The sequence below is a fragment of the Nonomuraea aridisoli genome, from assembly GCF_003236395.1.
Lineage (GTDB): Bacteria > Actinomycetota > Actinomycetes > Streptosporangiales > Streptosporangiaceae > Nonomuraea > Nonomuraea aridisoli.
Window position 1 is genome coordinate 1 of record NZ_POUD01000131.1, and the last position, 23,393, is coordinate 23,393.

Annotated in this window: 24 protein-coding genes; 6 read left to right on the forward strand and 18 right to left on the reverse strand. The window is 68.5% G+C overall.

The features are described 5' to 3' along the window. Nucleotides 1-182: 182 nt before the first annotated feature. From C1J01_RS27255 to C1J01_RS27290, 8 genes are all read right to left on the reverse strand, one after another. Complete coding sequence (locus tag C1J01_RS27255; protein WP_146615737.1) at nt 183-893, reverse strand: alpha/beta hydrolase; 711 nt, start codon at nt 891-893, stop codon at nt 183-185. A 221-nt stretch (nt 894-1,114) separates the two neighbouring features. After that, the gene (locus tag C1J01_RS27260; RefSeq protein ID WP_111181826.1) at nt 1,115-1,714 is read right to left on the reverse strand and encodes a TIGR03086 family metal-binding protein; all 600 of its coding nucleotides are present in this window, start codon (nt 1,712-1,714) and stop codon (nt 1,115-1,117) included. 144 nt (nt 1,715-1,858) lie between these two features. Continuing rightward, nucleotides 1,859-2,107, reverse strand: coding sequence for a hypothetical protein (locus C1J01_RS27265; RefSeq protein ID WP_111181827.1), 249 nt, complete (start codon nt 2,105-2,107; stop codon nt 1,859-1,861). Continuing rightward, nucleotides 2,100-2,924, reverse strand: a complete 825-nt coding sequence (locus C1J01_RS27270; RefSeq protein ID WP_181448990.1) for a hypothetical protein — start codon at nt 2,922-2,924, stop codon at nt 2,100-2,102. Before C1J01_RS27270 ends, C1J01_RS27265 begins: the two co-directional genes overlap by 8 nt. A 14-nt stretch (nt 2,925-2,938) precedes the next feature. Continuing rightward, nucleotides 2,939-3,346 (reverse strand): RDD family protein, encoded by a 408-nt coding sequence (locus C1J01_RS27275; RefSeq protein WP_111181828.1) that lies wholly within the window; start codon nt 3,344-3,346, stop codon nt 2,939-2,941. A 30-nt stretch (nt 3,347-3,376) separates the two neighbouring features. Beyond that, a complete protein-coding gene (locus C1J01_RS27280; protein WP_146615738.1) occupies nt 3,377-4,366 on the reverse strand; it encodes a hypothetical protein in 990 nt (329 codons plus the stop codon). 203 nt (nt 4,367-4,569) lie between these two features. After that, nucleotides 4,570-5,322, reverse strand: a complete 753-nt coding sequence (locus tag C1J01_RS27285) for an Fpg/Nei family DNA glycosylase (protein WP_111181830.1) — start codon at nt 5,320-5,322, stop codon at nt 4,570-4,572. Nucleotide 5,323: 1 nt separating this feature from the next. Beyond that, entirely contained in the window at nt 5,324-6,202 is an 879-nt protein-coding gene (locus C1J01_RS27290) for a DUF72 domain-containing protein (RefSeq protein ID WP_111181831.1), read from the reverse strand. A gap of 36 nt (nt 6,203-6,238) precedes the next feature. Here C1J01_RS27290 and C1J01_RS27295 point away from each other — a divergent pair, with 36 nt between their 5' ends. Next, entirely contained in the window at nt 6,239-6,514 is a 276-nt protein-coding gene (locus C1J01_RS27295; protein WP_111181832.1) for a hypothetical protein, read from the forward strand. A gap of 159 nt (nt 6,515-6,673) precedes the next feature. Then, nucleotides 6,674-8,650 carry a M64 family metallopeptidase gene (locus tag C1J01_RS27300; RefSeq protein ID WP_146615739.1) on the forward strand — a complete coding sequence of 659 codons (1,977 nt, stop codon included), beginning with the start codon at nt 6,674-6,676 and terminating at the stop codon, nt 8,648-8,650. A gap of 84 nt (nt 8,651-8,734) precedes the next feature. Here C1J01_RS27300 and C1J01_RS27305 read toward each other — a convergent pair whose 3' ends face one another. Together C1J01_RS27305 and C1J01_RS27310 are read right to left on the reverse strand one after the other, a co-directional pair. Further along, complete coding sequence (locus tag C1J01_RS27305; RefSeq protein ID WP_235854707.1) at nt 8,735-9,847, reverse strand: acyltransferase family protein; 1,113 nt, start codon at nt 9,845-9,847, stop codon at nt 8,735-8,737. Nucleotides 9,848-9,912: 65 nt separating this feature from the next. Next, nucleotides 9,913-11,703, reverse strand: coding sequence for an AMP-dependent synthetase/ligase (locus C1J01_RS27310; RefSeq protein ID WP_111181834.1), 1,791 nt, complete (start codon nt 11,701-11,703; stop codon nt 9,913-9,915). Between the two features lie 271 nt (nt 11,704-11,974). Here C1J01_RS27310 and C1J01_RS27315 point away from each other — a divergent pair, with 271 nt between their 5' ends. Then, entirely contained in the window at nt 11,975-14,404 is a 2,430-nt protein-coding gene (locus tag C1J01_RS27315) for a phosphoketolase family protein (RefSeq protein ID WP_111181835.1), read from the forward strand. 37 nt (nt 14,405-14,441) lie between these two features. Here C1J01_RS27315 and C1J01_RS27320 read toward each other — a convergent pair whose 3' ends face one another. Continuing rightward, nucleotides 14,442-16,265, reverse strand: a complete 1,824-nt coding sequence (locus C1J01_RS27320) for a pectate lyase-like domain-containing protein (protein ID WP_111181836.1) — start codon at nt 16,263-16,265, stop codon at nt 14,442-14,444. Nucleotides 16,266-16,383: 118 nt separating this feature from the next. On the opposite strand from C1J01_RS27320, the gene C1J01_RS27325 reads away from it, so the two are divergent. Further along, nucleotides 16,384-16,899 (forward strand): XdhC family protein, encoded by a 516-nt coding sequence (locus tag C1J01_RS27325; RefSeq protein ID WP_111181837.1) that lies wholly within the window; start codon nt 16,384-16,386, stop codon nt 16,897-16,899. A gap of 59 nt (nt 16,900-16,958) precedes the next feature. Here C1J01_RS27325 and C1J01_RS27330 read toward each other — a convergent pair whose 3' ends face one another. After that, nucleotides 16,959-17,573 carry a phosphorothioated DNA-binding restriction endonuclease family protein gene (locus C1J01_RS27330; protein WP_111181838.1) on the reverse strand — a complete coding sequence of 205 codons (615 nt, stop codon included), beginning with the start codon at nt 17,571-17,573 and terminating at the stop codon, nt 16,959-16,961. Further along, nucleotides 17,525-17,854 (reverse strand): DUF4326 domain-containing protein, encoded by a 330-nt coding sequence (locus C1J01_RS27335; RefSeq protein ID WP_111181839.1) that lies wholly within the window; start codon nt 17,852-17,854, stop codon nt 17,525-17,527. Before C1J01_RS27335 ends, C1J01_RS27330 begins: the two co-directional genes overlap by 49 nt. A gap of 286 nt (nt 17,855-18,140) precedes the next feature. Here C1J01_RS27335 and C1J01_RS27340 point away from each other — a divergent pair, with 286 nt between their 5' ends. Beyond that, complete coding sequence (locus C1J01_RS27340; protein ID WP_111181840.1) at nt 18,141-19,388, forward strand: MFS transporter; 1,248 nt, start codon at nt 18,141-18,143, stop codon at nt 19,386-19,388. 117 nt (nt 19,389-19,505) lie between these two features. Here the strand turns inward: C1J01_RS27340 and C1J01_RS27345 are convergent, their stop codons facing one another. From C1J01_RS27345 to C1J01_RS27360, 4 genes are all read right to left on the reverse strand, one after another. After that, entirely contained in the window at nt 19,506-19,856 is a 351-nt protein-coding gene (locus C1J01_RS27345; RefSeq protein WP_111181841.1) for a hypothetical protein, read from the reverse strand. A gap of 317 nt (nt 19,857-20,173) precedes the next feature. Further along, nucleotides 20,174-20,605 carry a phospholipase gene (locus tag C1J01_RS27350; protein ID WP_235854708.1) on the reverse strand — a complete coding sequence of 144 codons (432 nt, stop codon included), beginning with the start codon at nt 20,603-20,605 and terminating at the stop codon, nt 20,174-20,176. A 474-nt stretch (nt 20,606-21,079) separates the two neighbouring features. Then, nucleotides 21,080-21,289, reverse strand: coding sequence for a DUF397 domain-containing protein (locus tag C1J01_RS27355; RefSeq protein WP_111181843.1), 210 nt, complete (start codon nt 21,287-21,289; stop codon nt 21,080-21,082). A gap of 94 nt (nt 21,290-21,383) precedes the next feature. Further along, on the reverse strand, nt 21,384-22,250 hold the full coding sequence (locus tag C1J01_RS27360; protein WP_235854709.1) for a helix-turn-helix domain-containing protein: 867 nt from the start codon (nt 22,248-22,250) through the stop codon (nt 21,384-21,386). Between the two features lie 429 nt (nt 22,251-22,679). On the opposite strand from C1J01_RS27360, the gene C1J01_RS27365 reads away from it, so the two are divergent. Then, on the forward strand, nt 22,680-23,021 hold the full coding sequence (locus tag C1J01_RS27365; protein WP_146615740.1) for a hypothetical protein: 342 nt from the start codon (nt 22,680-22,682) through the stop codon (nt 23,019-23,021). On the opposite strand, the gene C1J01_RS27370 is transcribed toward C1J01_RS27365, so the two are convergent. Beyond that, complete coding sequence (locus C1J01_RS27370) at nt 23,022-23,336, reverse strand: hypothetical protein (RefSeq protein ID WP_111181845.1); 315 nt, start codon at nt 23,334-23,336, stop codon at nt 23,022-23,024. It abuts the gene before it with no gap. Nucleotides 23,337-23,393 lie beyond the last annotated feature (57 nt).

Here is a 23,393-nt window from a genome sequence, read left to right on the forward strand (position 1 = left end):
CCGATGTGCTGGCCGCTCAACGCCGTGAACGCGCCCGCATCCGCAGCGAACGCCAGCATCGTTGGGGCCGTCCCCGCGACGAAGCCGCATGATCAAAACCGGTGAACGTTCGTGGTCAGCCCACTAGGGAGGTCGTGACCTGCCGAGCCTGGCCGACGGTCCGCGACTCTGAACAGCCGGCGTCACGCCTTCGACAGCCACGTCTCGATGCGTTCGGCCAGTTGCGGCCAGCCGGGATCCAGGGTCACGCCGTGGCCCACCCCAGGCAGCAGGATCTGCTCGGCGCCGAGGCCGTCGGCCAGGGACAGCACATAGTCGGCGGGGACGAGCAGGTCGGCCTCGGCGGCGACGACGAGCGCCGGTGCCCGTACCGCTGAGATGTCGACCTCGGCGGTCCACCGGGTCGCCTGCCACACCGCGGCCGGCGACTCGGGCTGCAGACGCTCGTAGCAGGCGGCCGCGGTCGCCTCGTCGACGCCCGAGTAGAACAGCTGCCTCGCGACCTCGGGCGGCGGCGGGCCCCACGGCGCGTCGGCGTCCACCTCGAGCTCGATCGCCGCACCGCCGAACTTCTCCGGCACCACGGGCGTGAGCAGCACGATCCCGGCGAGCTCGCGCGCGGTGGAGGCCGCGTAGGCCAGCGTCGCCAGTCCGCCCATGCTGTGCCCCATCACGATGGGCGCCCCCTGACCCAGCTCGGCGGCGGCCGTACAGGCGATCTCGATCTCGTGCTGGACCGCCGTGATGTCGCGGCACAGCCACTCACCGTGTTCCAGCCGCGCGGAGTCACCGTGCGACAGCCAGTCGATGGCGATCGAGTCCCACCCGCGTTCGGCGAACCAGGTCTGCAGGTGCTCCCACTGCCAGGCGCCGTGACAGCCGCCGTGCACCATCACGATGGGTTGCGGCCGCCGTCAGAGGCGCGGCACTCGGTCAGCGCGACGCCGTCCACGACGCGATGGCTCTTCGTCAGGGGCTTCATGGCGGCATGCTAGGTATGCCCCATAAGCCCCAACCGTCACCCGAACGGGTGAATTCACGCTGACCTCGAGCTTCCCAAGATGAGACGAACCCGCTACCCCCCGCCTCCCGCAGCCGGACGAGGCTGTGAGGATCACGCCGATTCGGGCGTCCACGCGGGGTCGCGGCCTGCGAAGCCGAGTGCGCGGTCGAACGCCGGCGCGTCCTCGGGTACCTCCACCACCGGCCCGAAGAGACCCTCCCGGCCGGCTGCTTGTTCCGGTTGTGCCGACGCGGTGGTGAAGGCGAGGACCGCCGCGGTGTCGGCCGGGGTGCACGTGAACGGCTGGCCGGTCGCGCGGGCGAGGTCCCAGCCGTGCAGGACCAGTTCGTCGAGTGCGACTACGGCCATCTGTTCGGCGGGCATGGTGACGCCTCCGGCCTCGGTCGTCCCCTCCCAGGCGAGCGGGTCGCGCCAGGCCTTCACCAGTTCATCGAGCCGCTGCGGAAGCAGCGTGCGCCACTGCGGGTCGAGCTGCTCGGCACTCTCCGTTCCCGGCCGTGGTCCGTCTCCCGGCGGGGGCGTCTTGCGGGCTGCCCAGGTGAACGCCAGTGACAACCCCATGAGGTGGTCGAGCAGCGCGGCGACCGAAGTGTCGGCGCACGGCGTCGGATCGTCCAACTGGTCGTCGGCCACGCCGTCCAACAGGCGCACCACCTCGCGGGCAGCGGACTCCAAATCGATCACCGACATGGCGGTTCCTCTCCGTAGGACCTGAGTTGTCGCTCTACTGTGCTGACTCCCCAGGACCGAAAGAGTCATCGGTTGACGCCGACAATTCGGAGTATCAGTGAACGGGTGGACTCCCACACGCCGGTTGCATCGTTCCGGGGGTTCCTATTGCTGCTGTGCTTCGCGCTTCAGGTTTGCGGTGATGGTCTGCATCTGAGCTCGCACGTCGTCGAGGGCGGCGCGGATGGCGGTGCGGTGGGAGGTCCACTCGTCGCGGAAGCGATCTCCGGCGGGGCCCGCCCAAACAGTTCGGTCGCAGGTGGCGTCCACCGCTTCCAGCGTTCGTTCGATGTCGTCGGCGGCCTGGGTCATGACGCGCATGTCCGCCAGCCACTCGCTCAGCCTGTCAGCCACGACTCGTCTCCGTGCTTCGGGTGAAGAGCACCTCAGCGATGTGCCTGGACAGCGTCGGGGCGCTCACCGGGCTGGCGGTTATTCCGCTTGGTGCGCGGGGGCTGTCCACGATCACGACCCAGACCGCTCGGTCCGTGGCGTAGGTCGTCATCATGGGCCCGTCGGGGACGCCCAGGAGGACCAGCTCGCCGACGATGCGGGCGTTGTCGATAGCTCCGGCGAGCGGGCCGACGTGGTCTCGGTCCAGGGCTGAGGGATCCAACAAGGTGCTCTCGCCGTCTCTGTCTGCCACCCCGAAGGGATCCAGAAGCGGCTGAACGAGGTCCACCACGTCCGGCACGTTGCCGGCAAGGGTGAACAGGTGCATTCCTCCAGCGGTGATGCGCTCCACGAGCAGCAGGTCAGGCGTGTGCACATGCACGTAGCCGAAGGCCGAGCCGGCAGCGCTCTGTTGTCTGACGGCCAGTGTGCGATCCGCCGTGCGACGGAGGGTGAGGGCGAGATCGATCTCCATCCGAATGTGCATGTCGACATGGACCTTCGGCGTCCCGTGCAGGACAGCGTCCAACTCCGCGATATTGCGGATCTCTATCGCTTCCCGTGCGACAAGGGAGCGCATGGCCGTGGCGAGCGCGTGCTCCTGCTGTCGAGGATCCATCGTGGACAAATGAGGCTTGGGGATGAGCGTCTCCTCCGGGTCGAGAACAGCCAGCTCCTCATCCGTCAACCGGATCAGCGACTGGGTTCCGCTCTCCGCCAGCGCCTCACTTATCTGGGAACGGAAATCGGCCAGCTCCATGTCGAAGTGGTGGTCCACGACCGCTCGACTCCCTATCGGCGCAGGTCGGCCCTGCGAACTATGCGCAATCCGGCAATATCCAGGTGGTCCATGTCGGTGCCGGTCAGAAACATCACAGGAGAGAGCGCAATATAGTAGAAGCCCCAAAGCCAACGCCGGATAGCCTGGCCGATTCGAGGCCGTCCGAGGTCGCACGTGCGAATGACGCGGAGCCCGCCGATCAGCTTGCCGACGCTCCCGCCGGTCACGACGGCCAGAAGAACGTGATTGCAGAACGACATCAGCAGCAGTGCGCCGACGAAGACGACCCAGTAGTACGCGGCCTGGCCGTACGGTGCGCTAGCGATGATCCCGGCGCAAATGGCGATGAAGCCATCCGTATAGATCGGTATGATTCGCCGGTTACTACTCGCGAGCGGAGGGACTCCAGCCGTTGCCATGATGTCTCCACACTTCAATGATCTGACGACTCACCAGAACCTGAACTTCTCCACGAAGCTCTTCGTACCTTCCCACGCCTTTCCCGCTCCGGCCTTGATTTCATCACCCCAGTTGTCCCACGCCCAGCTCCCCAGGAAATAGGCGCCGGCAACACCGAGTGCGACCCATCCAGCGACCGGCACCGCGGCAGCCACGGCGGCCGACGCGCCCAGTGCCGTTGCCATGCCTGCGCCGCCCATGATCGCGACGGCGCCGCCGGCCTGAAGCACGCCCATGCCCCGGTCCACCCACCCCTGAGCGCCCTCATGCGTGGGCACCACGGCCTCTTTGACGCCGGTGACGACGGCCGCGGGCAACGTGGCACGAGCGAACATGCCGGCGCCGGGCGGATTCTTCAGGAGGTTCGCTCCTGGGATACGCCACTTCTTCATCGCGGCGGCGAGCGTCTGCTGCCACTTCCACGGCTGCTTGTAAAGGCCTTGGATTCTTTGGGACTTGAGCACTTCGGCAATCAGTTCGGACAGTTTGCGATTTCCGGGAAGAGCCCCCATATAGCGGCGGATGTCGTAGACACCGCGTGCCGCAGCCACGTTCCGGCTCTGTTCCCAACGTCTTTGCAGCTGACTCGCGGCCTCCACGCCACTCATGATCCAAGCCATCTTGAGCGGCTTGGTCACATATCTGACCTGCTCCTTGTGTCCCTCCCAGAAGTCCGTCACGTCGGTCATCCAGGCGAGCAGCGCCACTCCTTCCGGATCTCGTTCGAGAAGTCCCGCGCGGCGTCGAATATCCTTGGCCTGGTCTTCTGCCCAGGCGGCTCGCGCGGGGAAAGTGGCGACACGGCCGGAATCGCTGTTCCAGCGCTCCAGGAGTTGCCGGATCATCGCGCCTTGGACGACAAGTGATCCGCCCGTGACCTCGGCAGCCGCCGCCAGGTTATGGGCTTGATCAGGCTTCATCCCCACAAGACTCATCACATCGAGCGTAGAGCCGCAGCCAATGCGGCGCATCGAATCCATACATCCGGGATATGTTCCGCGCCACGGTCTGCTGATTTGGCATACCGGCCGTCAGTTTTGCAACCGTGAAGTATGGCGGTCGTTTAAATGCAAGGACGTCTCTCCGACGCTTCCGCAGGAGGGAAACCCCGGCGGGGGCGAGGCTCGGATTCAGAAGGCGGACCGGATTCGGCAGTACGGGATGATCAGGGCGGTGACGGCGGTCAGGGGTGGTTTGGCTGGTCTGTGGGGCAGGAGTAGGCGGTTCTGCCGGCGAGTTGCCAGGTCTGGACGGGTGTGCCGCATCTGCGGCAGTGGTCGCGGCGGTAGACCCAGCGTTCGGAGGGAGCGTTCGGGTCGCTGACCACCTGCCCGGCGTCGCGGCCCAGTGCGAGGTACGTGACCGCGGTCTCCCAGAGGCGGCGTGCGGTGCCGGGAGGAAGGGCGCGGGCGTTCGGGTGGAGGCCGGCGAGGAAGAGCAACTCGGCCCGCCACGCGTTGCCGATCCCGGACCAGACCTGCTGGTCGAGCACGGCCGCACCCACCGGTCCGCGGAAGGCGGTCAGGCGGGTGACGGCCTCGTCCGGGGAGGCGTCCGCGCGCAGCGGGTCCGGGCCGAGCGAGTGCCGCAGTGCGTCCAGCCGGGCCGGAGACAGCGCCTCGCAGCGGGACGGGGCGATGAGGTCGTAGGCCACCTCGTGCGTGGCCAGCCGGAGCCGGGTCCCGGCCCGCGGCGGCGTGCCGGGGTCGTCGTACCGCAGGAAGATGCCCTGCATGCCCAGATGCACGTGCACGGTGGGCGCGTTCTCGAAGTGGTAGAGGAGGTGTTTGCCCACTGCCTCCACCCCCGTGAGGGCCCGCCCGTCCCACGGGCGGGCGTCGAACCGGCCCTGCGGTCCCGAGGCGCGTACCGTCCGGCCGGCGAGGTCCGCGTGCTGCTGCGCGGCGTGGCGGTGGATGAGGTGTCCTTCGGGCATGTCAGCCCTGAGCGAGCAGGCGGGCGAGCTGGGCGGCGTTGACCTGGGCGTGGTCTCGGTAGCAGTTGTTCATCAGGACGTGCGTGGTCGCGGCGTCCTCGGCGAGCCGCCGCAGCCTGGGCGCCCACTCCCTGAGCTCGTCCTCGCCGTAGAGGTAGCCGAAACGCTCGTGGACGTCCTTGCTGGTCCACTTGTCCGAATGGCCGTGGAAGCGCACGACCGCCAGGCCGCCGGTGGCCGCCAGCACGGGCGGGATCGAGGTGGGGTAGCCCTGTGGCATGTCAACGCTCACGTACGGCACCTCGTGTTTCCGGAGGAAGCCCAGCGTCTCGGCCTGGTTGTCCTCGCTCATCCAGGTGTGGTTGCGGAACTCCACGCTGATCGGCACCGGAGCGCAGCGCTCCTTGCACTCCACGATGTACTGCTTGTTGTGCCGCGCGATCGGGAACCACTGCGGGAACTGGAACAGCACCGCGCCCAGCTTGCCCGCCTCGTGCAGCGGCGCCAGCGCGGCGAGGAACCGCTCCCACACCTGCTCGACGACATCACGGTCCAGGTCGCGCAGGTAGACGTTCTTCTTCTCCGCCCCGATGCGTTCCCGAAGGTCCTTGTACAGCGCCCCGGGCCGGGTGGGATGATGCGTCAGCAGTGAGAACGCCTTGACGTCGAAGGTGAACCCGGCGGGGGTGCGATCGCGCCACAGGGAGACGGTGTTCTGTGCCGGGGGCGAGTAGTACGAGGAGTCCACCTCCACCAGCGGAAACCGGCCGGCGTAGTAGCCGAGCCGCTCCTGCGCGGAGGTGACGTCACGCGGATACCAGCCCGACTCCAGCAGCGTCTTGTCGGTCCAGGACGCGGTTCCCACCAGGATGGAACCCATGGGTCCCCCCTACCCCGGAAGCGAGGTACGACCGCCGTGCGGAAGGACAAGGAGCGAGACGACTCCGACGACTTCGGCGGGATGAGCCTCGCGAGCATGGTCCTGATGCTCGCCCTGGTGGCTCTGTCACGTCCGTGGGAAACGCTCAAACATCTCTTCAAGCTGGTCCTGTGGCTTGGTCGCCGGCTGCTCCGGCTCGTGCTCTTCCCCTTCCGATGGGCGGCCTTGGTCGTGTGGTCCCGCCGGGCGGACCGCCGCCCCACCTTCGAGGATTTCCTGCACGGCGACGAGGAGGACCGAGATCCCTCGTGACCGCGGCGCCGTGGTTCCTGCAGACGATGGAAATGGCCGGCCGAATATCCGTCATCTGTCCGGTGATGTCCTGATGCGTGGTGGCTAGCGTCCCTCTGGGAGACCGAGGCTCGCTCTCCGCGCGGCTGGCCGTCTCTCGCAAGTGAGGGTGAGGTGACCATGGCCAAGCGGAAGGTCGCAGCCGCCGTGGGGGCGTTCGGACTGGTGGGGATGTTGCTGACGGGGGCGCCACCGGCGGTCGCGGCGGAGGAGGAGGCCGGGTCGGCGACGGTGGTGCCGTTGCAGGTGACCGGGCCGCCGCAGGACCGGCTGAACCTGATCATTTTAGGCGACGGCTACACGGCCGAGGAGATGCAGCAGTTCCGCGACGATGTCGACCGGCATCTGAACGTGCAGTGGAGCATCGAACCGTTCCGCAGCTATCGCGACTACTTCAACGTGTACATGATCGAGGTCGTGTCGGGGGTGTCCGGCATCAGCTGCGACCCCGATGACGGCAACGTTCGCCGGGACACGCCGTTGAAGCTCCAGTACGCCTCCACCTGCCCGGCCGACCCGAACGCCCGCGGTGTCACGTTCGGCCCCGGCGGTCAGCAGGCGCTGGAGCAGTACGTCTCGATGATCCCGGGGGTGACGGCGCAGAACCGGCAGACGCTGACGATCGCCAACACCAGCACGTACGGCGGCATCGGCGGCCGCAACGCCACGACGACCGGGCAGGCGCCGCAGGGCCCGCTGGTCAGCCCGCACGAGCTGGGCCACTCGCTGGGCGGGCTCCAGGACGAGTACCCGTACAGCGCCCGCAACGTCCCCGGCGGCCGGCACCCTGACACCGAGCCGTCGTCGATCCACCACACCCGGCTGACCGAGGAGGAGATGCGGGAGCAGCAGGCCAAGTGGTTCCGCTGGCTGGGTGAGGAGAGCCTGTCGGGCGGCACGATCGGCCGCTACGAGAGCGGCCTGACCCGCTCGGAGAACGTGTGGCGGCCGAGCGAGCACTCGATCATGCGCTGGATCGGCTTCCACTTCGACCAGGTCGGCCGCGAGCGGATGATCGAGCGCATCTCCGGCCGGCGCGACGTCGCCCAGATGACGGTGCACTCCACGCCCACCGACCAGCCGGTGTACGCGCAGGACGTGCTCTGGGTGGAGACGATGCACCCGCTCTACCACGAGCTCACGGTCACCTGGTCGGTCAACGGCAAGACCGTCAAGAACACCTGGAACAGCCGGAACTTCGACCTCGACAAGCATCACGTGCGGCCGGGCGACACCGTCACCGTCACCGTGTCCGACGACACCGCGGACGTACGCGACCCCGCCGTGGCCGACGGCGGCGCGCTCACCCAGACGCGCGAGTGGACGATCGCCGAGGGATCGGCGCCGGCGACGCCCGGCCCCGCGGTCGAGTTCACGTCATCGACGGCGACCACCCACCCCGTCGGCGGCCAGGACGTCGTCTACGTCGAGACCACCCACCCGCGTGACCGCGTCCTGGACGTCACCTGGGCGATCGACGGCAAGCCGCTCAACGTCAACAAGACCAAGAACACCCGCAACCTCGACCTCGGCGAGCTGAAGCTGAAGCCCGGCACGTACGAGCTGACGGCGACGGTGTCCGACCCGGCGGCGCCCGGCTCCGCGACCGACACGCTCACCTGGACGGTCGACAACGTCGCGCCCAAGGCGACCTTCGAGCTGTCCGATGCGGTGTCGTCGGCTCCCGCCAAGGGCTCGCGTCCGGCGCACTACGAGTTCCAGGAATGGTTCGAGATGGGGCTGGAGGCGACCGACGACCAGGAGGGCTACGTCGTCATCGAGTTCCGGCTCGACGGTGACGGCTGGTTCAACTACCACGGCTGGCCGGACGCGCCCGAGGGCACGCCGTACAGGTTCACGCCGTCCGGCACGGTCATCAAGGAGATCGCGTACGGCAACCTCGGCACCGGCGGTCTGACCAAGGCGCCGTTCGAGCAGTTCTACCCGGGCTTCGAGCCGGGTTACGGCGACCACACGATCGAGTACCGGGCCATCGACGCCGCGGGCAACATCAGCGAGCCGAAGAAGTTCACGGTGACGGTCAACGACACCGACGGCGCGACGCCCCTGCCCCCGGGCGCCATCGTCGTCGACTGACACGCTGTCCAGGCCGGGCATCCCCGCCGCACGGTGGGGGTGCCCGGCCTGGCCGAACGCCCTTGGCACCGCGAGGTAGCCGGCTCAGCGACCTGCCTGTCTCCGGGGCCGGCGGGCGGCGAGCTCGACTCGGGCGAACAGGACGGCCAGCACGGCCATCACGGCGGATGGGGCCAGGAGCCATAGCCAGCGCTGGGCCCACCAGCCGGCGGTCGGCTCCGCCGCGAGGGTGCCGCCCAGCCCTTCGTAGGCCCACAGCACCACCAGGTACGCGGTCATGTGCCAGAGAAAGATGGTCAACGCGACCACGTTGACGGCCACCACCGGCTTCCAGGCAGTCGGCCGGCGCAGCAGGCGCTCGGCGGCCGGCGTGACCACGACCAGCAGCCCGAGTTGGAAGACGGCCAGGACCGCGATGGCGGCATTGGTGGGGAAGATGTTGGATTCTTCGCCGGCGGTGGCCACCATCGAACGGGAGTAGCCCGCTCCCACGGTCAGCCCGACCAGCCCGGCCAGGCCGGCTCCGACGACCGCCAGCCGCTGCGCCAGCGGCCGCCGCCCCAGGTCCCAGCTGCGCCAGGCGTAGCCGAGCTGGTGGCAGAACAGCCACACCAGAGCGGCGGTCACCCAGCCCGCCCAGGCCAGGTGGGCGCCGCGGTGCGCCACGCTGCCGAAGGCGATCAGCAGCACGAGCACCACCAGGACCCTGGCTCCATAGCGGGCGTTCAGGGTCGCGGTGATCGGCACTGTGGCGATCAGCAGGCCGTACACGACCAGGAACCACAGGGGCGTCAAATAGCCGGGGAACCACTCCCACATCCATCGGTGCGGGCCGGGCAGGACGGCCGCGATCAGCTCGCCGGCGAGCCAGAGCAGGGCCCAGACGGCAGTCGGCCAGAGCAGTCGGCGCAGCCGGCCTCGGACGAACTGGCCGGCGGTCGTCCCGCGCGCCTGAGCCCGCTGCCAGCCGACCAGGTTGGCGTACCCGCCGACCAGAAAGAACACCGGCATGATCTGCAGGACCCAGGTGGCCAGCCAACCACCGGCCACGGCATGGATCGGGTTCGGCATGGCCAGGCTGCCGTCGGCGGTGCGGTGGGTGACCGACAATGTCCAGTGCCAGAGGGTGACGACCACGATGCACAGCGCGCGGGCGGCGTCGACCACCCTGTCGCGGGACGCCGGCGTGGCCGCCACCAGCCGGTCCAGCGTCGATCCCTCGCCCGCGACGCGGCGGGTCTGCCGGTCCTGGCGTCCGGTGCTCAGCGGTACAGCTCCTCGATGTCGGCCGCGAAGTCCTTGTGGACCAAGGCACGCTTGACCTTCAGGGTCGGGGTCAGATATCCGTTCTGCTCGGTCAGATCGACCGGAAGGATCCGGAACCTGCGGATCGACTCAGCCCGGCTCACCGCCGTGTTGGCCTCGTCCACGGCCGTCTGCAGCCTGGCCAGCAGATCCGGATCGTCGCGAAGCTCGGCCGGGCCGGCCCGCTCGGGCCGGCCGGCGGCCCGCTTCCACGACGCCAGCGCCTCGGCGTCCAGGGTGATCAGCGCGGCGGTGTACGGCCGCCGATCACCGACGACCACCGCCTGGCTGATGAGCGGGTGGGTGCGCAGGCGGTCCTCGAGCGGCTCCGGGGCGAGGTTCTTGCCGCCGGCGGTGACGATGATCTCCTTCTTGCGGCCCGAGATCGTGAGGAACCCGTCCTCGTCCAGGGCGCCGACGTCGCCGGTGCGCAGCCAACCGTCACCGGTCCGGCTCTCCCTGGTCGCCTGCTCGTTGCGCCAGTAGCCCTGGAACAGGATCGGGCCCTTGATCAGGATCTCGCCGTCGTCGGCGATCCGGATCTGGACCCCGGGAAGGGGCGGCCCCACCGTGCCGATCTTCAGCGCGTGTGGGAGGTTCACGGTCGCGGCGGCACTGGTCTCGGTCAGCCCGTAGCCTTCCAACACGGTGATGCCGATTCCTCGGAGGAAGTGGCTCAGCCGTGCGCCCAGCGGCGCTCCGCCGGAGATGGCGTAGCCGACCCGGCCGCCGAACGCGGCCCGCAGCCGCCGGTACACCAGCCGGTCGGCCAGGCGGTGCGCCAGGCGCAGGCGCCGGCCTGGCCGCCCGTCGTCCAGCGCCTGGCTGTAGGCCACGGCGGTCCGATCGGCCCAGTCGAAGATCCTCCCCTTGCCCTCGGCCTGGGCCCGCCGCTGAGCCGCGTTGTAGACCCGCTCGAACACCCTGGGCACCGCCAGCAGGAACGACGGTCGCAGGGTGGCCAGGTCCTCGGTCAGCCTGGCCGGGTCGGCGCTGTGCGCCAGGCACACACCCCGCTCCACGCAGGCCACCTGGATCACCCGCGCGAATACGTGCGCCAGCGGGAGGAACAGCAGGGTCGAGGCGTCCTGGCCGAAGATCCGCCGCAGGCTGTCGATCGCGATGCGAGCCTCGTACAGCAGGTTGCCGTGACTCAGCATGCAGCCCTTCGGGCGGCCGGTGGTGCCCGAGGTGTAGACGATCGTCGCCAGGTCGTCGGCCGACACCGACCGGCGGCGCTCACGCAGTTGAGCGTCGTCCACGGCCAGCCCGTCCTCGCGGAGTCGGTCCAGCCCGCCGCCGCTGATCTGCCAAACCTGCAGCGGCCCGGGCAGGCCCTCGGCCACGTCCTCGACCAAGCGGCGATGAGTCTCGTGCTCGACCACCACTGCGACCGGGCCGGCGTCCTCCAGCACCCAGCGGACCTGCTCGGCCGAGGAGGTCTCGTAGATCGGGACCGGCACCGCCGCCACCGTCCACAGGGCATAGTCCACCAGCGTCCACTCGTAGCTGGTGGCGGCTAGCAACGCGACCCGGTCGCCGGGCTGGATCCCGGCGGCGAGGAAGCCGGCCGCCAGGCTGCGAACGTCGGCCGCGAACTGCCTGGCCGTCACCGGACGCCAGCCGCCGGCCGACCGGCGCCGGAACAGGACCATGTCGCCGTTCACCCGGTCGTCGGCGAACACCACGTCGGCGAGCTGGGCGTCGGGGGCAACGGTTGTCGGGGCCGGGACCGCATGGACACGCATCGTCCGTCTCCCTGTGAGGAAGGCCACCAGGTGGCGTCTGCGAACTGCGGCATCGGGCGCCGCATGTACGGCGGCGAAAAGCAGCCAGTTGGCCTGCTTCCCCAGGTCACCAGGCGCACACCTGACAGGCGCAGCCCGGCGTGCCACCAGCTGCCCGCGCCGGCGCCGAGGCCACCGGGGAAGGCGAGTAACAGGGCAGAACCGGGGAATTACCTGGTCAGAGCCCCTGGGGGCAATGTGAGCGCCGACATTCTGGTGGATGGAGACTCTCATGGCAACCACCGAAACCGGCAGCGGCGCGACCGCCACCGTGGACCTGGTGGACCGGCTCGCCCATCCCACTAACACTGACATCGCAGCGGTCGACGCGTGGTGGCGCGCCAACAACTACCTGACCGTCGGCCAGATCTACCTGATGGCCAACCCGCTGCTGCGCGAGCCGCTGACCGGCGAGCACATCAAGCCGCGGCTACTCGGACACTGGGGCACCAGCCCTGGCCTGGCGCTGGTGTACGCGCACGCGTCCCGGCTGATCCGGCACACCGGGCAGCAGATGATCTACCTGGCCGGTCCCGGGCACGGCGGCCCGACGCTGGTCGGAGCCGGCTACCTGGAGGGCACCTACACCGAGATCTACCCGCACGTCACCAGGGACGAGGAGGGGCTGCTGCGGCTGTTCCGTCAGTTCTCCACACCTGGTGGGATCCCCAGCCACGCGTCCGTGCCGACCCCGGGCTCGATCCACGAGGGCGGCGAGCTCGGCTACGTGCTGCTGCACGCGTTCGGCGCGGTGATGGACAACCCGGATCTCATCGCACTGGCGGTGGTCGGCGACGGGGAGGCGGAGACCGGTCCGCTGGAGGGGTCGTGGAACGGGATCTCCTTCCTGAACCCGGTCCGTGACGGCGCGGTGCTGCCGGTTCTCCACCTGAACGGCGCGAAGATCGCCGGGCCGACCCTGCTGGCCCGCAAGGACCGGGGCGAGGTCCGGTCCCTGCTGACCGGGCACGGGTATGACGTGATCGAGGTCGAGGGTGACGACCTGCCCGGCATGCACTACCGGTTCGCCGACGCGCTGACGACGGCCTGGGCGTCGATCAAGGCGATCCAGGCGGCGGCCCGCAGCGGCGACTGGGACGGCACCCGCCCCCGGTGGCCGATGATCGTGCTGCGGACGCCGAAGGGCTGGACCGGACCGAACGTGGTGGACGGGGTGCAGGTGTCGGGCACCTGGCGCTCTCACCAGGTGCCACTGGCCGGAATGAGGGGCGACAAGGAGCACCTGCGGATCCTTGAGGACTGGATGCGCTCCTACCGGCCCGAGGATCTCTTCGACGACGACGGCGCGCCCGAGGCGCTGACACTGTCGATCATCCCCGAGGGAGAGCTGCGGATGAGTGGCAACCCGCACGCCAACGGGGGCCTGCTCACCGTCGACCTGGACCTGCCCGACTTCCGCGACTACGCGGTGCCGGTGAAGGCGCCGGGCCGGGACCGGCTCGAGTCGACCCGCAAGCTCGGCGAGCTCATGCGCGACACCTACGAACGCAACCCGGACCGGTTCCGGCTCTTCTGCCCCGACGAGACCAACAGCAACCGGCTCGGTGCGGTGTTCGAGGCGTCCGGCCGGGCGTTCGCGGAGCGCGTGACCGAGGAAGATGTCGCGATATCGCGGGACGGCCGGGTGATGGAGGTGCTCTCGGAGCACGCCTGTCACGGCTGGCTCGAGGGGTACACGCTGACCGGCCGGCACGGCTGGTTCGCCACCTACGAGGCGTTCGCCATGGTGTCGGCCTCGCAGACCGTGCAGCATGCGAAGTGGCTGCAGGAGGCGCGCGATCTGACGTGGCGGGCGCCGGTGCCGAGCCTGAACATCCTGCTGACCTCGACCGCCTGGCGCCAGGACCACAACGGCTTCAGCCACCAGGGGCCCGGCCTGATCCAGAACGTGATCACCCACCGCGGCCCGATCAGCCGGGTCTACCTGCCGCCGGACGCGAACACGCTGCTGTCGGTGGCCGACCACTGCATGCGGTCGCGGTCGCAGGTGAACCTCGTCGTCATCGACAAGCAGCCGCAGCTGCAGTGGCTTCCCATGGACGAGGCGGTGGTCCACTGCGACCGGGGTGCCGGAGTGTGGCCGTGGGCAGGCACCGAGGACGGGCGGTCGGACCCCGACATCGTGCTTGCGTGCGCCGGGGACGTGGTCACCATGGAGACCGTCGCGGCGGCGAACATCCTGGGCGAGCGGCTGCCGCACTTCGCCACCAGAGTGGTCAACGTGGTCAACCTGATGACGTTGCCCCTGCGCACGGTCCACCCGGACGGCATGGACGACGTCCTGTTCCGGGAGTTGTTCACCGACCACGTCGACGTGCTGTTCGCCTTCCACGGCTACCCGGGCGCGATCCACCAGCTGGTGCACGGCCGGCCGGACCCGGACAGGTTCCATGTGCGCGGGTTCGTCGACGAGGGCACGACCACGACTCCGTTCGACATGGTGGTGCGCAACCGGGCATCCCGGTACCACCTGGTGATCGACGCGCTGAACGCCGCGCGGCGGACCCCGGCAGGGGCGAGCGAGCTGAAGGCGTGGTGCGAGCAGCAGCTCCTCCGCCACGAGCGGTACGTGGTCGAGCACCTGCAGGACATGCCGGAGGTGCGGGACTGGTCGCTGGGCGACTGGGCAGAGCAGGGCTGAGCACGGTGGGCCGTGTTCCGGCCCTCCTGATCGCGAATCACGGCACGGGGTAGTCCACCACGTACACCGGCGAGCCGACGCGGGTCGTGTCGGCCGCTTCGCCGACGCCGTTGACGACGTGGTCGATGGTGCCCGCGTCGAGGTTGACCGTCATGATGTGGTGCATCCGGACGCCCGGCGTCTCGGGGACCTCGAAGCCGTTCTCGGTGTGGATCGACGGGTTGTTCTGGTTGAAGACGTAGACGCCGCCGGCGTACAGGTTGTGGCGCTTCACGTCGTCGGCGACCTTGTAGCCGGCCCAGCCCTCCACGTCGCCGTTCATCCAGTCGGCCTGGGTGGGCGGGTCGTACGGGAGCTCGTTCTGGTAGAGGATCGTGGTGCCGTCCTCGCCGTTCCAGACGGTGTTGTACTGCTGGAAGTGCTCGACGAACAGCCCCGTGGCGGTCACGTTGTCGCCGTTGACGACGACGCCGTTGCGGCCGGTGTTGATCTTCCAGCGTTCGGTGTCGGTGAAGCCTTCGACGCCGTGGTCGGCGCGCCACACCCAGGCGTGGTCGATGAGCACGTTGTCGCTGTTGACCTCCAGCGCGACGCCGGTCTTGCCGACGTGCGGCCCGCCGACGCGGAAGTACACGTCCGAGAGGGTCGTCGGGTCGTCGGCGGCGCTCGGCCGCTTGCCGTGCGGCTTGCCGACGCGCAGCAGCACCGGCGATTCCTCCGGGCCCGCGTCGATCGTGACGCCCGCGACGACGACGCCGGGGACGTCCGCCACGTCCAGCGGGGTCGAGCCGCCGGCGGCGGTGAGCGTGGCGTGTCCCAGGCCGAGGACGACCGTGCCGGGGCGCTTGACCTCGATGCTCCGCGCGATGTCGTACACGCCCGGCGTGAGCAGCAGGTGCTTGCCGCGCGCGAGCTGGTTGTTGATGACCCGCACCGGGTCCGACGGCTTGGCCACGAAGAAGTCGGTGATCGGCAAGGTCCGGCCCGGCGTCATGCCGCCGTCCCACGACACCCCGCGCGTGTCCCGCCGCGCCGCGGGAACCCGCACCTGGTACGCGCCGTCCGCCCCGACGAACAGGTACGGCTTCTCCCGGCTCACCGGCGTCGTGTCGAACGTCGTGTACGGCGGCGTCGGGAACGCCGAGTCGTCCGGAGCGCCGTCGACGCCCGCGAACACCTGGTTCCACACGCCGTTCGACCATCCCGCGATCTCGCTGTTGCGGGTCAGCCACTGCTGCTGCGACCCGTTGGTGACGGACGGCAGCCGCGAGTCGGCGATGAACCCGCCGCTGGCGTACTGGGGGCCGGCGGTGCAGTAGTCCATCAGTGACAGGGCGCCGCCGCTGATGTCGAGGCGGCGCATGGACACCGCCTGGGAGACGGCCCAGAAGTTCGCCGACGCCCGGCAGCCGTCCTGGCCGAGGGTGTTGATCCTGATCGACAGGTTGGACAGCGTGCGCCAGAAGTTCACCAGCGCCAGGCAGTTGCCGGTGCCGCCGTCCGCCAGGCAGCGGTTGTAGACCTCGACCTTGCCGTTGATGACCACGTCGGAGGGCGAGGCGCCCAGGCCGGCGATCTCCGTGTAGTAGCCGACCTTGATGTGCAGCGGGTCCTGCGCGGTGCCGTACGTTCCCGGTTTGAAGAGGTACGCGTGGCGTGCGCCGCCCATCTCGTCGTCGACCTGCTCGGCGTGCGCCGCCTCCAGGGTCGCCTCGATCTGGCTGACCGGCATGCCGGGGTCGAAGACGGTGACGTTCGCCCCGAGGGACGGCGCGTCGGCGTCCGCCGGTCCCGCCGTCGCGACGAGGCTGGTCAGAACGAGGCCGAGCGCGTACATCCATCTGCCGGTCCTGGACGTCATCTGGTCGGCCTTTCGCCTCGGACGGCGTGACTTGGCCTGTTTCTACCGTGTGATCCGTTCTTCGACCAGACCCAGTTGCTGCTTGGTCGCGGGCGGCCCGGGATGTCAGAGTGCGGGTATGACGCACATGCATGACGAAGATCCAGCGTGTGAGGTCGCCCACGGGGGCGGTCCCGAGGAGGAGAGCGGGCGGACGCTCGTGGCGGTCTTCGCCTCGCCGGTGGCCGGCTTCCTGCTGAAGTTCGGGGCCGACCTCGGATTCCGTACGGTGCTGCTGGAGCCCGCCCCCGAGCGGCGCCTCGCCGGCTTCACGGCGGTCACCGAGATCGGCGACCACGTGGACGCCACGGCCGACGTGGTGCTCACCGACCATCACCGCGCCGAGATCGGGCCCGTCCTGCGCGACCTGCTCAAGTCGCCGGCCCGCTGGATCGGCATCATGGGCAGCCCGCGGCACACCGGGCCGCACGTGCGGGCGCTGACCGACCTCGGGGTGCCGCCGGAGGAGATCGCCCGGGTGCACCGGCCCATCGGGCTCAACATCGGCTCCCGTACGCCCGCCGAGATCGCCCTGGCCACCCTCGCCGGCCTGATCGCCGACCGCAACGCCCGCCCCGGCGGCTTCTCCTTCTGAAGACGACGAGCCGCGCTGCTCGACTGCGCCAAGCGCCTCGAAGCCCGGGGCTGACCGCTTCAGCCCACGCGTACGGGGAGCCGGAAGACCTGGCGGGAGTGCCAGCCGATGTGGTCCGGCTCGACCGCGTCCAGGCCGGGCTGGGGATCGCGGACCGGACGGCCGGCCAGGGCCGGCACCATGTCACGCGACGCCTGCGAGCGGCCCACGAACCGCGCCGAGACCGCGACGGTCCGTTCCTGGGTCAGCCCCACCACGCCCTTGTCGAACAACTTGTGGTGAATCGCGCACAGGCACAGCCCGTTGGCCAGGTCGGGGTGGAAGCCGCCGCCGGCCTGGCCGTCGCGTAACCGGCCCGGCTCCGGGCCCGGGCTGTCCGGTCCGTGGCGGGTCTCGACCAGCCAGAGGCCGTCGCTCGTCAGATGGTGGAACGGGTAGCCGGGGCTGGTGTCGCGCGGCGGGCCGTACTCCTTGAGCAGTTTCCTGAGCTCGGACTCCGCGGCGCTGAACGGGATCGGCCGGTTGCCGTCCGGCTGGAAGCCACCGAGGGCGTACAGGAGGAGCAGCGGTTTGTGCGGCGACGGCAGTCCCGACGGTTCTGCCGGCCCACCGCCCGGCCCCCGGGTCAGGGCTCCTGGCCGGCGGTGACGGACAGCAGCACGTCGGCGTGGCATTCCTGGTCGGGCCTGCACCAGCAGGCGAGGTCCTTGCCGGCCAGCTCGCGGCGGGCCTGCTCGACGAGTTCCGGGTGGTCGCGCAGGTGCTCGCGGTACAGCTCCATCACCTCGTGCCGTTCGTGGATCCGGCCGCACACCCGGCAGCCCTTCCCGCCGACGGCGTGCGGGCTGTTGTACGGGCTCGCCTTCAAGCCGGGCGCCGCCCTGCCGACGTACACGGCGCCCTCGGGCACATGCCCGTGATACCTGTCCCCTTCGACCCTGACCCGACGTGCCATGGCGTCCCTCCTCGCGGCCACCGGTGCTCGCGACCGTGCGCCGAAGAAGTCATTTCCCCATGTGAGCCCGGCCTCACCGATCCCGGTTCTTGCCGCTGGCTGCGGCCCGGGTGGTCACGCAGAGGCGTTCAGCCAGCGGACAAATGTCCGAAGTCATGGCGGAAGTCGCGTCTTGACACCTGTCCGGGGGCGGATCATGCTGAGGCCAGCTCGCGCGTGACCGCTGTACGGACGACTGTCCGGTGGTTGCGTCCAGCCTCTGCCCCCCAGCTCAGAGGAGCGCTGAATGAGCAGCACCACCGGGCATTCCCCGGGCGACACCTCCCCCACGAACTCCCTGACGAAGACCTCGATCGCGATCGGCTTCGCGGTGCTGTGCGCCTCGTACATGCTCAACGCGATGGACCGGCAGATCTTCTATCCGCTGCTGCCCGAGATCCGTGCCGAGCTGGGCTTCTCCCTCGAACAGGGCGGACTGCTCGCCACCGGCTTCACACTGGGGCTCGCGCTGGCCGGGCCGCCGGCCGGATACCTGGCCGACCGGCTCTCCCGCAAGGCGATCATCCTCGTCAGCGTGCTGGTCTACTCCGTCGGCACGCTCGCCATCCCGCTGGCCGTCGGGTTCGCGGACATGAGCGCCTACCGGCTGGTGTCCGGGATCGGCGAGGGCGTGCAGGCCACCGCGCTGTACGCGGCGATCGGGGCGTTCTTCTTCCATCGGCGCGCGCTGGCGGCGGGCGTCGTGGGGGTGGCGTTCGGGCTGGGCGTGTTCTTCGGGCCGCTGATCGGCTCCGGGCTCGCCGAAGGATGGGGGACGTGGCGGGCGCCGTTCTTCGTGTTCGCCGCCGCGGGCCTCGTGATGAGCCTGCTCATCGCGGTCACCGTGTCGCGCCGCATGACCGAGGCCGTCACCGGCGCCGCCGCGCCCGACGCCGCGTCGTACGACCACGTGCCGGCGTCCCCGTACAACCGCAACACCCTCGGCGTGGGGATCGCCTGTGCGGTGTCCGGGCTGGTGTTCTACGGGTATCTGGGGCTGTACCCCACGTTCCTGCGCGAAGCGCTCGCTTTCACCGCGGAGCAGGCGGCCTTCGCCGTGTCCATGGGCGGTCTGGGCGCCATGATGGCCCTGCCGGCCGGCTGGCTCGGCGACCGGATGAACCAGGCCCGCCTGCTCATGCTCGCGATGGCCGCCACCGCCGTGACCGCGTACCTGATGTACCGGGTCGCCACCACGCCCTCGGCGCAGTACGTGCTGTCGTTCCTGATGGGCACGTTCGCCAGCGGTTTCCTGTTCACCAACTGCTCCACGGCCATGCAGCGCGCCGTGCGCCCGGAGAGCGTGGGCCGGGGGGCGGGGCTGTTCATGCTGACCTACTACGTGGCCGCCGCGTTCTCCGGGCTGCTGTTCGCCCGCCTGGTGGGGTCGCTCGGCTGGGGCGGCGCCGGCCTGTGGCAGCTCACCCTGCTGCCCGTCGTCGGCATCGCCGGCCTGCTGCTGGTGGACCCCTCGAAGATGGTGGTCAAGAGGTGACGGGCAGCAGGCCGGGCGCCGTCGCTAGCGCCTGGTGAACGCCTCGAACGTGGTGTCGCCGTCGCTCCCGTCGACGTCCCCCGCCGTGGGGCCGTCGACGAAGAAGGACGCGGCAGTTCAGCGGGAACGCGGTGTGTACGGGGCCAGGGCCGACAGGTCGGCGGCGGCGTCGGGCACGCCGCTGGCGAGGGCCTGGCGGTAGAGGTCGGCGGGGTGGGGCGTCGATCGGGGCGCGCCGACCGTCAGCCAGGCGGGGCCGGGCACGTGGAACGGGACGGCGTCGCGCAGGGCGTGGGTGAAGGCGGCGAACTCGAAGTCGATCAGGCGGACGTCGGGGTGGCCGTCCGCGTGGAGGAGGACGTTGTCGGCCTCCGGGTCGCCGTTGCTGAGCGCCAGGAACGGGCCCGGGTCGGACAGCTCCGCCAGCGCCAGGGCCAGCTCGCGCTCCGCCGCGCCGGTGACCGGCACGGCGAGCAGGTCGGCGTACGGGAGCCCGTGGATCCGGGCGGCGGGTCCGAGGCGGTCGGCGGCGGCGCGAGCTCCACCGGCAGCACTCTGGGCGTCAGGCGCGGGCCGAGGTCTTCCGACAGGAAAGCCAGGGCGGCCGCCTCCGTGGCCAGGCGCCACTGGTCGGTGCGGGAGGTGTCACCGTGGGGGCCGGCCCACTTGACGATCACGGTGTCGCCGCGGTCGGTACGGGCGCGGGCGACCCGCCACGGCTCGAGCCTGGTCCACTCCACCACCCTGGGCACCGCCACAGGGTACTTCGGTGGGACAACGAAGGGTCAGACGCCCGGCACCCTGGCGGTGTCCTGGTTGCGGGCGAGGCTGCCGAAGCGGCGGACTGCCTGGTAGTACGACCAGGCGATGCCGCGGCAGGTCGCCTCGCGGACTCCCTTGACGCGCGCGCAGACGGTGCGCATGTCGAAGAGGAAGGCGTTGTCGACCCGCGCCTTGTGCTCGGCGAACCGGCCGACGCTGCGGTAGTTGCGGTAGCCGAAGTCGTGCCGCCGGCAGGGCATCCGGAAGTCGAAGGTGAGTGGCATGTCCATGGCGCCGGAGCACAGGTCGCTGGACCAGTCGAAGCCGAACTCGGTCAGCGAGGCCCGCCGCTCCCAGGCGGCCCGCCAGGTGGTGGCGCCGGCGGTGGTGGGCTGGGTCAGCACCGCCAGGGCGGCGAGCTTCTGCTCCATCGTCACCACACGCACGGACGACACCGCCGCCACACTCGGATGTCCCGATTCGACTACCGCCGATGCCACCGACGCGACTGCTGCCGTCGACGGGGCGCAGGCTGTCATGGCCAACGCGGCGATGATGAGTGCGGTTCGGGGTCGTACCACCATGAAAACCTGCTTCGCATGCGAGGCCGGGACCTGTCACGGCAAGTTTCACCCCGCCAACGCATGATGCACTCGAACCGCCTAGTAACGCCGAGGCAAGTGTCTGCCAATTATTCGAACTGCTGACAGGCCGCTACTGCGGTTCGGACAGTCGGGCGATGCCTGCGGCCGAGGGGAGCCACGATTGAAGCTGAGCAAGGAAGCTCGCACATGCACGACGATGCAGTGTTAAAAGACAGGAACCGCCGTTGTTTTGTGTGCGTTGTGGCGCGCTAACACTTCCTGTCATCACCTAGGCATAACTTCACATGCCGGAATGTAACGTTCCACATGCGTCGGCCGAGCCACTCAGGGCCAGTCGAACTCCCCTCGACGTACGCCCGCGAGAAAGGCAACCCAGTCCGAACGACTGAACTCCAATATGGATCCATCAGGTGAGTTGGAGTCCCTTAGATAGACCCTCTGGGAGCCGAAGGCCACCTCCACGCACTCGCCCGTCACACTCGCGGAGCTCCTTCGCCAGACCAGCTCAGGCGTATCGTTTGGACTCTGACCCATCAAGCCGCCCTCCCCTTGTCGGTAAGAGAATAGCCTGGGAGATCAAGGCCGTACAGAGTCCGTCAAATAGTGCAGTGGAGCCTCGAAGCCGGCATCACGCCATCGACTCGGCGACCTGAGCGATGAGCGCAAGAGACTCACCTGTATCCAACGCCTCCTTGAGGAGGCTTTCGAAATCGTTTCGGAAAGCGGGGATCCGAGAGTCCTCGCCCGTAAGCGTCTCTTGAATATCGCCGTTCTCGCGATGCAGAATATCGCCGAGTCCATTATCGAAGGACAGCAAAGTGAACGCTCCCCTATACATGCCTGCATGAGATCCGGCCGCGAACGGGACAATCCTTAAACTGATCTTATCATTACACTCTACAGTCTCGATGACGTGCCGAAGTTGTGCAGGCATGATGCTGCGATCATGGCGTATTCCTACATGTCGCCGTATAGCAGCTTCGTCGAGCACGAAGGTCTCGTCAGGGGGGCTCGAACGTCGTCGCAGATTTTCCTGACGCACCATGCGAAGTCTGATGAGATGTCCGAGGTCAGACGAATCGCCAACCGTCCGACAGAGGCTTTCCGCATACTCCGGAGTCTGAAGTAGCCCAGGAATCGCCAAAGGTTGGAACTGCTTTATGACGGAAGCCCCGGCTTCGAACCCTATATACGTGAGATAAGCATTGCTCACTTCATTCTTGAAGTCGCTCCACCATCCCTTCGCGCGTGCTTCTTGATTGAGCAGATGCAGCTTTTCCATGTCTGCGGAATCGGTTACCCCATAGAGTCGCATAAGCGCGTCAAGATCAACCCTGGAGACCGCAGTCCGTCCACCCTCGATCCGGATCAGCTTTGACGGATGCCACTCCAGACGCCCGGCAACCTCGCCTTGAGTCAAGTCACGCCGTCTGCGAAGTTCTACAAGCTTTCTCCGAAGCAGCGCCCCCTGCACGACAGGGCCACGTTGATCCACTGCGCTCCACCTCCGCCTTCTCTTGGCCGCCCAGCCCCGTACGCCCCGACGCCGCAGCAAGCGCTCTACCGTACCTCAACGCCCAGCAGGCGCCTTGACACCCGAATCGGCCGCCGAAGCCCAGTGACCAGGGATTACTCAGGTGACAAGCACGCCCACAGCAGCCACTTTGCCACTTGCACACCACTTCTTCACCCTCTGCTAGGCTATGCCATGCAAGGTAGCATCTTGCAACATTGCAGAGGTAGATCTCTGGCCGGCGGAGCGTGATGCACAGCTGAGGTTCTGGATTGGAAGAGCTCGTGAGCGCTATGGACGCGCCTCGCGAATAAGCAGTGCCAGAGGGCCAAGGAGGTCGCGCTACCGCGGATGCGAGGCACCCCACTCTGGACTGTCACGACAAGTGGTCACGCCAGTCGGGGAGGGAATGTGTCAACGATCCTGTGGCAGCGGATGGCATACGCCGATCTCATGGCTATTGGACAAAGCGCCATCGTGCACAGGCTCATGAAAATGGCGGAGGAGACGCTCGTCTTCCCACCACGCGAGCCCTCTACAGATGAGAACTGGGTCGTCGGCAAGCAAGGCAAGGTTGCATGGCGTCGCGCGGTCCCACCATCCGGGCAGACCGACGACTGCGACGCGGCGGCTGATTATTACATAGTGTATCGAGAACCCACCGACGAGGAGTACCGCAAAAACGACAGGCATCTTGCGTGCACCGTGATGAGAGTGCTTCACGTTTCAGAGTTGGGACAACTCATAAAGTAGTTAAGGCCAGTCGATGCCAAGGCGCCGCGCCAGATCCTCTGTCAGTTGATCGCCCACATCGTCTCGACTCTCGGAAAGCTCAGGCTTCCGTCCGCCGACGAGCTCCTGCTCCAGATAGCGGGCGATCAACTCGCCCTCAAGCCCTTTATTGAGCAGAGGGGAGATAAGCGCGACAAACCTACCGTGGCGAGTAATGATCGCAGGCTTGCCGGACTCGTTGATCTCCTGAATCACTTCGGCCGTTCTCTGATTGAGGTCACGCATCTTGTAAATACGCACGTCTCCTCGACCTGCCGGCGAATTCTCAATGGTCATGGGCCATCCTCGCAAATCTGCGTACTACCTTTGTACTACATCCACCCCTCCCTATGC

Bases quoted from the DNA above. Each gene is read 5' to 3' on its own strand.
- C1J01_RS27325 (WP_111181837.1), top strand. From the start codon at position 16,384: ATGACGCACATGCATGACGAAGATCCAGCGTGTGAGGTCGCCCACGGG.
- C1J01_RS27335 (WP_111181839.1), bottom strand. From the start codon at position 17,854: ATGGCACGTCGGGTCAGGGTCGAAGGGGACAGGTATCACGGGCATGTG.
- C1J01_RS27320 (WP_111181836.1), bottom strand. From the start codon at position 16,265: ATGACGTCCAGGACCGGCAGATGGATGTACGCGCTCGGCCTCGTTCTG.
- C1J01_RS27285 (WP_111181830.1), bottom strand. From the start codon at position 5,322: ATGCCCGAAGGACACCTCATCCACCGCCACGCCGCGCAGCAGCACGCG.
- C1J01_RS27370 (WP_111181845.1), bottom strand. From the start codon at position 23,336: ATGACCATTGAGAATTCGCCGGCAGGTCGAGGAGACGTGCGTATTTAC.
- C1J01_RS27355 (WP_111181843.1), bottom strand. From the start codon at position 21,289: ATGGGTCAGAGTCCAAACGATACGCCTGAGCTGGTCTGGCGAAGGAGC.
- C1J01_RS27310 (WP_111181834.1), bottom strand. From the start codon at position 11,703: ATGCGTGTCCATGCGGTCCCGGCCCCGACAACCGTTGCCCCCGACGCC.
- C1J01_RS27340 (WP_111181840.1), top strand. From the start codon at position 18,141: ATGAGCAGCACCACCGGGCATTCCCCGGGCGACACCTCCCCCACGAAC.
- C1J01_RS27315 (WP_111181835.1), top strand. From the start codon at position 11,975: ATGGCAACCACCGAAACCGGCAGCGGCGCGACCGCCACCGTGGACCTG.
- C1J01_RS27330 (WP_111181838.1), bottom strand. From the start codon at position 17,573: ATGCCACGCCGACGTGCTGCTGTCCGTCACCGCCGGCCAGGAGCCCTG.
- C1J01_RS27275 (WP_111181828.1), bottom strand. From the start codon at position 3,346: ATGGCAACGGCTGGAGTCCCTCCGCTCGCGAGTAGTAACCGGCGAATC.
- C1J01_RS27260 (WP_111181826.1), bottom strand. From the start codon at position 1,714: ATGTCGGTGATCGATTTGGAGTCCGCTGCCCGCGAGGTGGTGCGCCTG.
- C1J01_RS27300 (WP_146615739.1), top strand. From the start codon at position 6,674: ATGGCCAAGCGGAAGGTCGCAGCCGCCGTGGGGGCGTTCGGACTGGTG.
- C1J01_RS27280 (WP_146615738.1), bottom strand. From the start codon at position 4,366: ATGGATTCGATGCGCCGCATTGGCTGCGGCTCTACGCTCGATGTGATG.
- C1J01_RS27290 (WP_111181831.1), bottom strand. From the start codon at position 6,202: ATGGGTTCCATCCTGGTGGGAACCGCGTCCTGGACCGACAAGACGCTG.
- C1J01_RS27255 (WP_146615737.1), bottom strand. From the start codon at position 893: ATGGTGCACGGCGGCTGTCACGGCGCCTGGCAGTGGGAGCACCTGCAG.